This is a genomic window from Acinetobacter sp. BD54, from assembly GCF_044778325.1.
In the GTDB taxonomy this organism is placed as follows: Bacteria; Pseudomonadota; Gammaproteobacteria; order Pseudomonadales; family Moraxellaceae; genus Acinetobacter; species Acinetobacter baumannii.
Map to the genome: position 1 here is coordinate 412,024 of NZ_JANJEP010000001.1, position 14,291 is coordinate 426,314.

Annotated in this window: 12 protein-coding genes; 10 read left to right on the top strand and 2 right to left on the bottom strand. The window is 38.5% G+C overall.

All coding sequences use genetic code 11. The features are described 5' to 3' along the window. Positions 1 to 257 precede the first annotated feature (257 nt). Both glnG and glnL read right to left on the bottom strand, forming a co-directional pair. On the bottom strand, positions 258 to 1,751 hold the full coding sequence (gene glnG / locus NQ782_RS02015) for a nitrogen regulation protein NR(I) (protein WP_000089273.1): 1,494 nt from the start codon (positions 1,749 to 1,751) through the stop codon (positions 258 to 260). Further along, complete coding sequence (gene glnL / locus NQ782_RS02020; protein ID WP_000371970.1) at positions 1,738 to 2,847, bottom strand: nitrogen regulation protein NR(II); 1,110 nt, start codon at positions 2,845 to 2,847, stop codon at positions 1,738 to 1,740. The genes glnG and glnL overlap by 14 nt, the downstream gene beginning before the upstream one ends. 341 nt (positions 2,848 to 3,188) lie before the next feature. On the opposite strand from glnL, the gene rimO reads away from it, so the two are divergent. The 10 genes from rimO to lpxD all read left to right on the top strand — a co-directional run bounded on the left by rimO (position 3,189) and on the right by lpxD (position 14,286). Then, a complete protein-coding gene (rimO, locus tag NQ782_RS02025; protein ID WP_000856681.1) occupies positions 3,189 to 4,532 on the top strand; it encodes a 30S ribosomal protein S12 methylthiotransferase RimO in 1,344 nt (447 codons plus the stop codon). Positions 4,533 to 4,583: 51 nt separating this feature from the next. Beyond that, on the top strand, positions 4,584 to 5,312 hold the full coding sequence (gene pyrH / locus NQ782_RS02030) for a UMP kinase (RefSeq protein ID WP_000852257.1): 729 nt from the start codon (positions 4,584 to 4,586) through the stop codon (positions 5,310 to 5,312). Positions 5,313 to 5,397: 85 nt separating this feature from the next. Then, positions 5,398 to 5,952 carry a ribosome recycling factor gene (gene frr / locus NQ782_RS02035; RefSeq protein WP_000606428.1) on the top strand — a complete coding sequence of 185 codons (555 nt, stop codon included), beginning with the start codon at positions 5,398 to 5,400 and terminating at the stop codon, positions 5,950 to 5,952. A gap of 5 nt (positions 5,953 to 5,957) precedes the next feature. Beyond that, positions 5,958 to 6,710 carry a polyprenyl diphosphate synthase gene (gene uppS / locus NQ782_RS02040; RefSeq protein WP_000132222.1) on the top strand — a complete coding sequence of 251 codons (753 nt, stop codon included), beginning with the start codon at positions 5,958 to 5,960 and terminating at the stop codon, positions 6,708 to 6,710. Next, positions 6,710 to 7,534 carry a phosphatidate cytidylyltransferase gene (locus NQ782_RS02045; protein ID WP_000893489.1) on the top strand — a complete coding sequence of 275 codons (825 nt, stop codon included), beginning with the start codon at positions 6,710 to 6,712 and terminating at the stop codon, positions 7,532 to 7,534. Before uppS ends, NQ782_RS02045 begins: the two co-directional genes overlap by 1 nt. Next, complete coding sequence (gene ispC / locus NQ782_RS02050) at positions 7,535 to 8,731, top strand: 1-deoxy-D-xylulose-5-phosphate reductoisomerase (RefSeq protein ID WP_057093043.1); 1,197 nt, start codon at positions 7,535 to 7,537, stop codon at positions 8,729 to 8,731. It abuts the gene before it with no gap. A gap of 1 nt (position 8,732) precedes the next feature. Then, positions 8,733 to 10,088 (top strand): RIP metalloprotease RseP, encoded by a 1,356-nt coding sequence (gene rseP / locus NQ782_RS02055; protein ID WP_000992586.1) that lies wholly within the window; start codon positions 8,733 to 8,735, stop codon positions 10,086 to 10,088. A 37-nt stretch (positions 10,089 to 10,125) separates the two neighbouring features. Continuing rightward, on the top strand, positions 10,126 to 12,666 hold the full coding sequence (gene bamA / locus NQ782_RS02060; protein WP_404210406.1) for an outer membrane protein assembly factor BamA: 2,541 nt from the start codon (positions 10,126 to 10,128) through the stop codon (positions 12,664 to 12,666). A 41-nt stretch (positions 12,667 to 12,707) separates the two neighbouring features. Then, on the top strand, positions 12,708 to 13,211 hold the full coding sequence (locus NQ782_RS02065; protein WP_001037943.1) for an OmpH family outer membrane protein: 504 nt from the start codon (positions 12,708 to 12,710) through the stop codon (positions 13,209 to 13,211). A gap of 4 nt (positions 13,212 to 13,215) precedes the next feature. Continuing rightward, the gene (gene lpxD, locus NQ782_RS02070; protein WP_047481017.1) at positions 13,216 to 14,286 is read left to right on the top strand and encodes a UDP-3-O-(3-hydroxymyristoyl)glucosamine N-acyltransferase; all 1,071 of its coding nucleotides are present in this window, start codon (positions 13,216 to 13,218) and stop codon (positions 14,284 to 14,286) included. Positions 14,287 to 14,291: the final 5 nt, after the last annotated feature.

Below are 14,291 nucleotides of genomic sequence, written 5' to 3' on the forward strand. Positions count from 1 at the left end.
CTAACACTGCTTATCTAGTATAGCAAATCTATCTTTAACGATGGTCATTGGTATGTTTTTAGGTCATCTGGTAAACAATAAGTAGAGTGTAGGTTTGTGGAAAATTTATAAAATATAATAAGTTATATGGGTTTTTAGAATTTTTTGATCATGTAACTGTATGTTCACATTTTAGTTTGGCAGTTAATTCCGATTTAAATAGTCATAAAGAAAAGCGGCTAAATTAAATTAGCCGCTTTTTGATTTTTGCTTCGGTTTTAAGCTTCTGACAAAGTTGCTTTATGTTCGTCCTCATCATCGTCATCAGCAGAATCCATGCCTAGCTCTTTTAACTTTCTGGTTAGGGTGTTACGACCCCAACCTAACAGTTCGGCTGCATGACGTTTGCGCCCACGAGTTTGCTGTAGTGCTGCATTAATTAAGGTGCGCTCAAACATTGGAGTAGCAATGTCTAAAATCTTCATTTCACCATTTTTAAGTTTTTGAATTGCCCATTGGCTTAGTAGTTCATCCCAATGGTGCAAAGAAATACGTTCAAAAGATGGCGCTGGCTGACTAGTCTCACTACTTTTTTGGAGTGGAACCTGTTTAAGCTCAGAAGGTAAATCTTCCGGATAAACCTCACGACCAGTAATCATGACGGTTAACCAACGGCAGGTATTCTCAAGCTGACGAACATTACCAGGCCATGGTAATTGTTGCATATAGTCCGTTGTTTCAGTGCGTAAAATTTTTGGACTTACGCCTAGCTCTTTACCCGCGCGAGCCAAGAAATGTTGAGCCAGCATCGGGATGTCTTCACTGCGATGTGCAAGCTTAGGAATATGAATGCGAATTACATTTAAGCGATGATATAAGTCTTCACGAAAACGACCTTCATTCACCAGTTTTTCTAGGTCTTGATGGGTTGCCGCGACAATTCTGACATCAACTTTAACTGGAATGTGTCCACCTACACGATAGAACTCACCATCAGCGAGTACGCGCAGTAGTCGAGTTTGCGTTTCAAAGGGCATGTCACCAATTTCATCCAGGAATAGTGTTCCGCCATTTGCTTGTTCAAAGCGGCCTTGATGTTGGGTGTTTGCACCCGTGAAAGCACCTTTTTCATGACCAAATAATTCCGTTTCGATTAAATCTTTAGGAATTGCTGCCATGTTTAAAGCAATAAAAGGCTTAGCGCGTCGTGGAGAATGTTTATGTAAAGCATGCGCAACCAGTTCTTTGCCTGTGCCTGATTCACCATTAATTAAAACGGTAATATGCGACTGAGATAAACGACCAATCGCTCGGAAAACCTCTTGCATAGCAGGAGATTCGCCAATAATTTCTGTTGATTGTAGTGGTGAAGCTGTTTTTGTCGCTTCTTGCTGCTGCAATTTATTGATATGCAAAATCGCTCGATTGACTAGAGCTAAAGCTTCATCAATATCGAATGGTTTTGGTAAATACTCAAATGCACCAGTCTGATAGCTTGATACAGCAGACTCTAAGTCCGAATGCGCTGTCATAATGATAACAGGCAAGTCGGGGTGAGAGTTTTTCACTTTAGATAAGAAAGTTAACCCATCAATACCTGGCATACGAATGTCAGTTAAGATGACATCGGGCGCATCATGATGTAAACGTTCAAGTGCTGTTTGAGCTTCTTCAAAATTGGTGACGTCAAATCCTTCTTCTTTAAAGGTCTTTTCAAGTACCCATCGCATGGCGCGATCGTCATCAATAACCCATATTTTATTTCGCGACACGGTCTGACTCCCAAGGTAAATATAAGCTAAACATTGTTTTTCCAGGAACTGATTGGCATTCAATCATTCCGTTATGTTGATGCATGATGTTCTGTGCAATACTCAGGCCAAGCCCTGTGCCTTTTGCTCGTCCTGTAACCAAAGGGTAAAACACAGACTCTAAAATGCTTTCGGGAATACCCGGTCCATTGTCTTCAATATCGACTCGTACAGCAGAGCGGTTGAGTACTCCATTAATGGTGACTAGACGTTGAATACGGGTACGTAAAATTAATTCAGGCTCTTGATCTGTAAAAAATGATTTATTTTCTGTAATAGCTTGAATCGCATTAACGCTAATATTGAGCATGACTTGAATGAGTTGGTCGCGATCGGCTTTTACATCGGGTAAAGACAAATCATAATCACGCGTAATTTTGATTTTTTTCTTGGTCTGATTTGCGATTAAAGAGCGTACCCGTTCTAGAGGTTCATGCACATTTACATTTTCATAACTTGGCAGTTGTCTTGAGCCCAACATGGTGTCGGCCAAATTGGTGAGACGATCTACTTCATTAATAATGATATCTGTAAATTCAGCATAGCTCTCGTCATTTAAACTACGAGCAAGTAACTGAGTTGCCCCCCGAATACCAGCCAGAGGGTTTTTAATTTCGTGAGCAACGCCTCGAACCAGTTGTCTAGCCACTTGATGTTGTTGAATTAGGTTTTCTTCCTTAGAAATTTTCAACATACGATCAATAGGATTTAACTCAATAAGTAACAGCGGGTGGTAGCTTTTACCTGCATTTAATTGCGAGACCGTATAATCCACATGTAAATCTTTAAAATTGACATTAATAATGGCTTCACGACGTGTATAAGGTTGTCCCGTTTTTAATGTGTTCAATAAGGCTTCATGTGTATTAAAGGTATCATCAGGTGCATGAAGTAAATTTAAAACCGGTTGTCCAGAAGCGCGAAGCAAACTAATGTCAAAAAGTGCTTCACAAGCGGAATTTAAATAAAAAATATTAAAGTTACTATCGATTAATAAAATCGCAGTAGTTAAATTGTCTACCAATAGGCGATAGTCGATAGGTGTGTGTTGATCCATTAGCGAATCGTTCCTGTCTTAAAATGGCGCAATGGCATCTTCATTGGTTATCGGTTTTCACCGTTATAGAACATGATTGATGCAAAATATACGCCAACTTTGTTTATGGTTTATTTTAAGGTTTTAAGCGTATTTAAAGCGCTCTAAAATCGTTCTTAATATCTTTTGGTCAAAAATATGGATGTATACACCAATAATATCATGATCCAACTTGGTGCAATATTGAGTTTTGGTGCAAATATTGGTTGTATTTTGGTGCATTACACAAAGAGTGGGGTTTCCACCTATGCTTGAGACGAGAAAAGACATACAATACGCGCATTCAAGTGGAGCGCAGATTCATGAAGACCCCCAAAGTCGGTTTTGTTTCTTTAGGTTGTCCTAAGGCATTGGTAGATTCTGAACGAATTTTAACTCAGTTAAAGACTGAAGGTTATCAAGTTGCATCAGATTATGATGGTGCTGATTTAGTTGTTGTTAATACCTGTGGTTTTATTGAATCTGCAGTACAAGAATCTTTAGATGCAATTGGCGAAGCCATGAGTGAAAATGGCCGAGTTATTGTGACAGGCTGTTTAGGTAAAGACGAAGATAAAATTCGTCAAATGCACCCTAATGTTCTAAAAGTTACTGGTGCAGCAGCTTATCAAGACGTTATGGAAGCTGTACATGAATATGTCCCAGCACCGCCTAAACATAATCCGTTTATTGACCTTGTTCCTGAGCAAGGTATCCGTTTAACACCGAAACATTATGCTTATTTAAAAATATCTGAAGGCTGTAACCACCGTTGTACCTTCTGTATTATCCCGAGCATGCGCGGTGATTTAGTATCACGTCCGGTTGGAAGCGTATTAGAAGAAGCTGCTGCGTTAAAACGTGCAGGTGTAAAAGAAATCTTGGTCATTTCCCAAGATACCTCAGCTTATGGCGTAGACACCAAATATAAGCTCGATTTCTGGAATGGACAGCCCGTAAAAACCAAATTCTTTGACATGTGTGAAGCACTTGGTCAGCTTGGAATTTGGGTTCGCTTACATTATGTATATCCATATCCACATGTTGATGCAGTAATCGATTTAATGGCTCAAGGTAAAATCTTGCCATACCTCGATATTCCATTCCAGCATGCAAGCCCACGCGTTCTTAAATTAATGAAACGTCCGGCGCATAGTGAGAATACATTAGAAAAAATTAAATTATGGCGCGAAAAATGCCCGAATCTTGTGATCCGTTCTACTTTCGTGGTTGGCTTTCCAGGCGAAACTGAAGAAGACTTCCAGATTTTGCTCGATTGGTTGGTTGAAGCTCAACTTGATCGTGTAGGCTGCTTTACCTATTCACCAGTAGAAGGCGCTACGGCAAATGATTTACCAGATCATGTGCCAGAAGAAATTAAGCAAGAGCGTTACGAGCGCTTTATGCAAGTGCAGCAACAAATCTCTGCTGCCAAATTACAAAAACGTATTGGTCAAACGATGACTGTATTGGTCGATAGTTTGGAAGATGAATATCCTGTTGCTGTTGCACGTTCTTATGCCGATGCTCCGGAAATTGACGGTAATGTCTTTGTAGAAGATATCGATAAGAGCACTATTCAACCAGGCGATATGTTGGAAGTCGAAATTACCGATGCGGATGAATACGACTTATTTGCAAAGTTAATTAAAATTAAATCGGTCTAATCGAATCACGATTCAAAAAGCATTCAGTTTAAGAGGTCTTGGAGCAAAATCATGGCGGAAACAATCAGCCCCCGTTATTCACGAATTTTATTAAAATTATCTGGTGAAGCTTTATCAGGTAATAAAGATATGGGTATTGATGCTCAAGTTTTAGATCAGATGTCACTTTCTATTGCACATTTGGTTGGCTTGGGTGTGCAAGTAGGTATCGTTGTGGGTGGCGGTAACTTATATCGTGGTAGCCAGTTACAAAAAGACGGTTTGGTTGGCCGTGTAACAGGTGATCAGATGGGGATGCTTGCAACTGTTATGAATGGTTTGGCAATGCGTGATGCATTGGTGCGCCGTAATATCAGAACTCGTCTTATGTCAGCGCTACCAATCGGTACTGTTGTAGAGTCTTACTCAAGTCGTGATGCGATTCGTCATTTAAGCCAAGGCGAAGTGTGTGTTTTTGTAGCAGGGACAGGAAATCCATTCTTTACAACTGATACAGCAGCATGTTTACGTGGTATTGAAATTGAAGCAAATTTAATTTTGAAAGCGACCAAAGTAGACGGTGTTTATAATAAAGATCCGAGCAAATACGAAGATGCAGTGAAATATGACCATTTAACATTTGACCAAGTGTTAGATGAAAAACTGGGTGTTATGGATTTAACGGCAATTTGCTTATGCCGTGACCATAATGTTCCATTGCAAGTATTTGATATGAATAAATCTGGTGCGCTATTGTCAGTGGTAATGGGTGAAAAAGAGGGTACACGCGTTACTAAATAATGTACGTGTGCCGTAAAGCTCTTTATACTAGCGCTAAATTAAATTTGTTATATACATCCTTGAATAAATAAGTAAGGAAGATCATATGATTAACGATCTGAAAAAAGACAGCGAACAGCGTATGTTAAAAACTCTTGAGTCTTTGGAACAAGGGTTTGCTAAAGTTCGTACCGGCCGTGCACACCCATCAATTTTAAATGGGGTAATGGTTCCTTACTATGGTTCTGATGTGCCTTTAAACCAAGTAGCGAACGTTGGTGTTGAAGATTCTCGTACGCTTATCGTTCAACCATTTGAACGTACGATGGTTGCTGCAATTGATAAAGCAATTCGTGAAAGTGATTTAGGTTTAAATCCTATTACTGCTGATTCAATCCGTGTACCTTTACCAGCTTTAACTGAAGAAACACGTCGTGATATGCAGAAAATCGCTCGCAGTGAAGCTGAAAATGCGAAAGTTGCTATCCGTAATATTCGTCGTGATGTATTAGGTGATATCAAGGCATTGTTAAAAGAGAAAGAAATTTCTGAAGATGATGAGCGTCGTGCAGGCGATGATATCCAAAAAATCACTGATAAATATGTTGCAGAAGTAGACAAACGTCTAGCAGCGAAAGAAGCAGAATTGATGAAGGTCTAATTTTTATGACCGATTCAGAAGAGTATCATCTTCCTCAGCATGTTGCCATCATCATGGATGGCAACAATCGCTTTGCAAAGAAAAATCAAATGCAAAAAGGCGATGGGCACAGAGAGGGTAAAAATGTTCTTGACCCTATTGTTGAACATTGTGTTAAAACTGGCGTTCGTGCTTTAACTGTTTTTGCATTTTCGAGTGAAAATTGGAATCGACCACAATATGAAGTCGATCTGCTTATGAAACTTCTTGAAGAAACGATTCATGAGCAAATACCTCGCATGAAGAAATTCAATATTGCTTTGCGCTTTATAGGGGATCGTTCCCGATTACCTTCACATTTAGTTGCCTTAATGGAAGATGCAGAGCAACAAACAGCACATCATGAGGCCATGACATTAACTATTGCAGTAAGCTATGGTGGTATGTGGGATATTGCAAATGCAGCTAAGCAGGTTGCTCAAGCAGTTTCCCGTGGCGAAATTGACGCTGATCAAATAAATGTTGATTTGTTCGCAAAATATGTCAGTCTAAACGATCTGCCAGCTGTGGACTTGTTGATCCGTACAGGTGGCGATTTCCGTATATCTAACTTCTTGTTATGGCAAGCGGCTTATGCGGAGCTGTATTTTACGGATACTTTGTGGCCGGAATTTACAGTGGAAGAATTCGACCATGCATTGAATGTTTTTTCAGGGCGTGAACGTCGTTTCGGTAAAACATCTGAACAAATTCAGCAAGAGAAAATCGAGAAATTATAATGTTAGAGCGGATTGTTACCGCATTGGTACTTGTTGCAGTTGTTTTGGGCTGTATGTTTGCTACGCAATCACATTATCCAATGTTGGTACTTATGATTGTAGCAGCAGGAGTTGCGGGGTATGAATGGTATAAGTTAATGCCTAGGGAAGTTGGTGCAGTAGTAAAACCTAAAGCTTGGGGTTATGGTCTACTTGTTGCCTTTGTTTCTGGCGTTGCCTTGTTCTTTCATGACATTGCTTTACTGTTATGGTCTGCTTCAATTTTAACTTGGCTCGTTAGTGTTTATTGGGTTAAGTCTTTTCCTGAATTCGATGGGTGGTATAACGCGACCCTATATGTCATTGGTTTGATTCTTATCTGTGCAGCAGTGACTGCAATCTTTGTAGTATGGCAAAGCTCACCATGGTGGTTGATGTATTTGTTCTTGCTTGTGTGGGGTGCAGATAGTGGAGCTTACTTTGTAGGCCGTAAATTCGGTAAAAGAAAATTGGCGCCTACAGTAAGTCCTAATAAATCAGTAGAAGGTTTATATGGCGGTATTCTCACTACAATTATTGTAATGCTTGTGGTGCAATATCAATATTTAAACCTAACTTGGGTTCAACAACTTCTATTCTTGATTTTGTCTTTAATTACAGTGTTCGGTTCAGTATTAGGTGATTTATTTGAATCAATGATCAAACGCCGTGCTGGTATTAAAGACTCTGGCCGTGTTTTGCCAGGTCATGGTGGTGTATTGGACCGTATTGATTCTTTACTCGCAGCAGCCCCGATTTTTGCAACGGGAATGTATATATTAAAGCTTATTGGTGTAGATTTATAGATGACACAATCTGTTTGCATATTGGGTGTAACCGGTTCTATTGGACGAAGTACCTTAAAAATTTTAGGTCAACATCCAGATAAGTATTCAGTCTTTGCAGTTTCGGCGCATAGTCGAATTTCTGAACTTGTTGAAATCTGCAAACAGTTTCAACCTAAAGTTGTTGTTGTTCCTGAACAGAAAATAGCTGAATTAAAAACACTATTTGCTCAGCAAAATATATCGGATATTGATGTTTTAGCTGGGCAAGAGGGTTTAGTCGATATCGCATCTCATACAGATGTGGATATTGTTATGGCTGCAATTGTAGGGGCAGCTGGGCTGTTGCCAACTTTAGCGGCTGTTAAGGCAGGTAAACGAGTACTACTTGCCAATAAAGAAGCATTAGTTATGTCTGGTGAAATCATGATGCAAGCTGCTCGTGATCATCAGGCATTGTTATTGCCAGTTGATTCTGAACATAATGCAATTTTCCAATCATTACCTCATAATTATTTACAAGCAGATAGAACAGGGCAACCACAGCTAGGTGTATCTAAAATATTGCTTACAGCATCTGGTGGTCCCTTTTTAAATCACTCCTTAGAACAATTGACTCATGTAACGCCGCAACAAGCATGTAAACATCCAAACTGGTCAATGGGACAAAAAATTTCGGTTGACTCAGCTACTCTTATGAATAAAGGGTTAGAGTTAATAGAGGCTTGTCATTTATTTTCAATATCTGAACATTTTGTTACAGTTGTTGTTCATCCACAAAGTATCATTCACTCTATGGTGCAGTATGTTGATGGTTCAACATTAGCACAAATGGGTAACCCGGATATGTGTACTCCGATTGCACATGCATTGGCATGGCCTGAGCGTTTACAAACTAATGTTCCTGCTTTAGATTTATTTGAGTATTCTCAACTTAATTTTCAGGCACCGGATACCCAAAAATTTCCTGCATTAAATTTGGCTAGACAAGCAATGCGTGCGGGAGGTTTGGCACCAACCATTTTGAATGCAGCTAATGAAATTGCAGTTGAAGCATTCTTAATGGAAAGGATTGGATTTACAAGTATTCCGCAAGTGGTAGAGCATACTTTGGAAAAATTAGAGAATGCAGCGGCTGAAAGCATCGAGTGCATTTTAGATAAAGATAAAGTGGCCCGATCTGTAGCTCAGCAATATATATCAAGTATTGGAGGCTGAAATGAATGCACTGTTTATGATTGCAGCGGCAGCTCTTTTACTTGGGCCTCTAATTGCAATCCATGAGTTTGGCCATTATTGGGTTGCGCGAAAACTTGGTGTTAAAGTTTTAGTTTACTCAATTGGGTTTGGACCAACTTTACTGAAATGGACGTCTAAGAAGTCTGGTATTAAATATCAGCTTTCTGCCTTACCTTTAGGCGGCTATGTCAAAATGTTGGACGAGCGAGAAGGTAATGTGGCAGAACAAGATCTACCATATGCTTTTAACCGGCAAAAACCGTGGAAACGTATAGCGATTGTTGCTGCTGGACCATTAATTAACTTGATTTTTGCCGTACTCCTCTTTTGGATTTTGTTTTTACCAGCCCAAGAACAATTAAATACTAAAATTGGCAAAATTATTCCAAACTCTCCAGCTGCAGCAGCCCAGTTACATGTAGGTGACAAAATTATTGCTGTTGATGGGAAAGAGACAACAACATGGGAAAAGCTAAACTTTGCTTTGATTGATCGAGTTGGGGAAACAGGTACTGTAAATATTGATGTGGACCGTGCTGGTTCCGAAAAAAATTTTGTATTACCAATTAAAGATTTTTTAAAAAATCAAAATGAATCTGCACTGGACGTATTAGGTTTCTTACCTTATCGACCTGTGATTCCTGCTGTTGTAACAGAGTTAACGGAAGATGGTGCGGCGATTCGTCAAGGGATGAAAGTGGGCGATCGTATTGTTGCGATTGATGGCCAGCCTATGAAAGATTGGTTCGACGTGGTAGAAGTTGTCCAGCGTTCCCCAGAAAAGTTACTTAAGATTGATGTCTTACGTCATGAACAACTAGTACATTTACAAGTTATGCCACAAGGTAAGCGTGATAGCATGGGGCAGGTAAATGGAGTACTTGGTGTAAAAAGTGATGCTGGAAAAATTACAATTCCTGACGAATATAAGCAAACAATTCAATATACTCCAATACAAGCTTTTGAAATGGCACTTGATAAAACTGGCCAAATCTCTAGCATGATTTTGAATTCAATAGTAAAAATGGTTAAGGGACTAATTGGATTAGAAAATCTTTCTGGGCCAATTACCATTGCAAAAGTAGCTGGCCAAAGTGCAGAAATGGGTTGGGAAACCTTTATCTCTTTTATGGCTTTAATGAGTGTAAGTCTTGGAATTTTAAACTTATTACCAATTCCAATGTTAGATGGTGGTCATCTAGTGTATTACATTATTGAAGCTATTCGTGGGAAGCCTGTTTCTGAACAAATACAAATGTTTGGTCTAAAAATTGGTATGGTACTGCTCGGTAGTATGATGCTTTTAGCTTTATTTAATGACTTTATGCGTTTGTAAACGTATATGGATTTATAACTTACTGGAAAAAACTGGCATGCGGCACACACATTTTTTAATGCCTTTGGCACTTGTTAGCGCTATGGCAGCGGTACAACAAGCATATGCAGCTGATGATTTCGTTGTTAGAGCTATTCGTGTAAACGGGTTGGTCCGTCTTACCCCTGCAAATGTTTATACCATGTTGCCAATCAACAGTGGCGATCGCGTTAATGAACCGATGATCGCCGAAGCAATTCGAACATTGTATGCCACTGGACTTTTTGATGATATTAAAGCATCAAAAGAAAATGATACTTTGGTTTTTAATGTTATTGAGCGCCCAATTATTTCAAAGCTTGAATTTAAGGGTAATAAACTTATTCCTAAAGAGGCTTTAGAACAAGGCCTTAAAAAAATGGGTATTGCTGAGGGTGAGGTTTTTAAGAAATCTGCTTTGCAAACCATTGAGACAGAATTAGAGCAACAATATACTCAACAAGGCCGTTACGATGCTGATGTTACAGTTGATACAGTTGCTCGTCCAAATAACCGCGTTGAATTAAAAATTAATTTTAATGAAGGAACGCCGGCAAAAGTCTTTGATATTAATGTAATTGGTAATACTGTTTTTAAAGACAGTGAAATTAAACAAGCATTTGCAGTTAAAGAAAGTGGTTGGGCTTCTGTAGTCACACGTAATGACCGTTATGCACGTGAAAAAATGGCTGCAAGCCTTGAAGCTTTACGTGCCATGTACCTTAACAAAGGCTATATTAATTTTAATATTAATAATTCCCAACTCAATATTAGTGAAGATAAAAAGCATATCTTTATTGAGGTTGCTGTTGATGAAGGTAGCCAATTTAAATTTGGTCAAACTAAATTCTTAGGTGATGCACTTTATAAGCCTGAAGAATTACAAGCATTAAAAATTTATAAAGATGGTGATACCTATTCACAAGAAAAAGTAAATGCAGTTAAGCAATTACTTTTACGTAAGTATGGTAATGCAGGTTATTACTTTGCAGATGTAAATATTGTGCCGCAGATTAATAATGAAACTGGCGTTGTTGACTTAAATTATTATGTGAATCCAGGTCAACAAGTTACCGTACGTCGTATTAATTTTACTGGTAATAGCAAAACTTCTGATGAAGTATTACGTCGTGAAATGCGTCAGATGGAAGGTGCATTAGCGAGCAATGAAAAAATTGACTTATCTAAAGTTCGTTTAGAGCGTACAGGTTTCTTTAAAACCGTTGATATTAAACCTGCTCGTATTCCAAACTCTCCAGACCAAGTTGATTTAAACGTAAATGTTGAAGAACAACATTCAGGTACTACTACATTAGCGGTTGGTTATTCGCAAAGTGGTGGTATTACGTTCCAAGCAGGACTTAGTCAAACTAACTTTATGGGTACAGGTAACCGAGTTGCAATTGACTTATCTCGTTCTGAAACTCAAGACTATTACAACTTAAGTGTTACTGACCCTTACTTTACCATTGATGGGGTAAGCCGCGGTTATAACGTCTATTATCGTAAAACGAAGCTGAATGATGACTATAACGTTAACAACTATGTAACGGATAGTTTCGGTGGAAGTTTAAGTTTTGGTTACCCAATTGACGAAAATCAAAGTTTAAGTGCTTCGGTGGGCGTTGATAACACTAAAGTAACCACAGGTCCTTATGTTTCTACATATGTACGTGATTATTTATTGGCAAATGGTGGTAAGGCAACTGGTCAGGATACTTACTGCCCAGAAGATCAGTTAGAAAAAAATGTTGATCCAACTACAGGAGTAGTTACATATACAGGTAAGTGCCTTGTTGATCCAATCCCATATAATAATGCTTTTGAAGGTGAGTTCTTCACTTATAGTCTGAACTTAGGTTGGTCATATAACACTTTGAATAGACCAATTTTCCCAACATCAGGTATGTCTCATCGTGTAGGTCTTGAAATTGGTCTACCGGGTAGCGATGTTGATTATCAGAAAGTAACTTATGATACTCAAGCATTCTTCCCTATTGGTAGTACAGGCTTTGTGCTACGTGGTTATGGTAAGTTAGGTTATGGTAATGATTTACCATTCTATAAAAACTTCTATGCAGGCGGTTACGGTTCTGTACGTGGCTATGACAACAGTACCCTAGGACCTAAATATGCGAGTGTAAATCTACAAGAAACTCAGAAGAATGATGGTTCTCCTGAAGAAGTAGGTGGTAATGCTCTTCTCCAATTTGGTACAGAGTTGGTTCTACCAATGCCATTTAAAGGTGACTGGACTCGCCAAGTACGTCCTGTTCTTTTTGCTGAAGGTGGTCAGGTTTTTGATACAAAATGTGATATCAATAATTCAGCTTATGGTAATAAAGGCATGATCATTAATGGCCAAACTATTACGGATGTCAGAAAATACTGTGAAGATAATTACGGGTTTGACTTAAGTAACTTACGTTATAGTGTGGGTGTTGGTGTAACCTGGATTACGATGATTGGTCCATTGTCACTTAGCTATGCATTCCCGTTAAATGATAAACCGGGTGATGAAACGAAAGAAATTCAGTTTGAAATTGGTCGTACTTTCTAAGTACGATCTTTTTGTATAACGAAATAAGGAAAGAGATTTACATGAATAAATTAAATAAATTAATGTTAGGGTTAGGCCTGACAGTGGCTTCTGTAGCAGCTAATGCAGCTGGTTATGGGGTAATTGATCTAGCTAAAGTTGTTGAAAGTAGTACTTATTTGAAACAGCAAAATGCAAGCTTAAACCAGTCAGTGAAACCAACTACAACTAAGCTTGAGCAATTAGGTAAAGAGTTAGAAGGGCTTCAACGTCAAGCGCAGACTCAAGGCCAAAAAATGAAAGAAGATGAGATTAAAAAATTACAATCTCAGTATCAATCGAAATTAAATGAGTTTAATTCAACACAGCAAGGCTTACAGTCAAGAGTTCAAACGAGCTTACAAAGTATGAATACAACTTTTGAGACTAGAGTTAAGCAAGCTGCTGAGCAATTACGAAAAGAAAATAATCTTGACTTTATTTTGAATAAAAATTCGACTGTTGCCTATGACGCTAAGTATGATTTAACTGATAAAATGATACAAAAGGTTAATTCAATGAAATAAATTAATGAAAGTGCAACAATATCGTTTAGATGAATTAGCTCACCTTGTTAAAGGTGAGCTAATTGGTGAAGGTAGTCTTCAATTTTCAAACTTGGCGAGTTTGGAAAATGCAGAGGTTAACCATCTTACTTTTGTGAATGGTGAGAAACATCTCGATCAAGCTAAAGTAAGTTGTGCGGGCGCTTACATTGTTACCGCAGCTTTAAAAGAACATCTTCCTGAAAAAGATAATTTTATTATTGTTGATAATCCCTATCTTGCGTTTGCAATCCTTACCCATGTATTTGATAAAAAGATTAGCTCAACAGGCATAGAAAGCACTGCCCAAATTCATCCATCTGCTGTTATCTCCGAAACTGCTTATATTGGTCACTATGTGGTTATTGGTGAGAATTGTGTAGTTGGCGATAATACCGTCATTCAGTCACATACCAAACTTGATGATAATGTAGAAGTTGGAAAAGACTGTTTTATTGATTCTCATGTCACTATTACAGGTGGTTCTAAATTACGAGATCGGGTGCGTATTCATTCAAGTACTGTCATTGGTGGAGAAGGTTTTGGTTTTGCTCCATATCAAGGAAAGTGGCATCGTATTGCTCAATTAGGTTCAGTTTTAATTGGAAATGATGTCCGAATTGGATCAAATTGTAGTATTGATAGAGGCGCACTTGATAATACAATTTTGGAAGATGGGGTTATTATTGATAACCTTGTGCAAATTGCACATAACGTCCATATTGGTTCAAATACTGCTATTGCAGCGAAGTGCGGTATTGCCGGAAGTACAAAAATTGGCAAAAACTGTATTCTAGCTGGGGCGTGTGGAGTGGCAGGACACCTTTCAATTGCTGATAATGTGACTTTGACTGGAATGTCAATGGTCACAAAAAATATTTCTGAAGCTGGAACTTACTCTTCGGGAACCGGATTATTTGAAAATAATCATTGGAAAAAGACGATTGTACGCTTGCGACAATTAGCAGATGTGCCATTGACCCAAATCACTAAACGACTTGATCATATACAAGCTCAAATAGAGTCTCTTGAATCAACTTTTAATTTGCGTAAATAGAATAT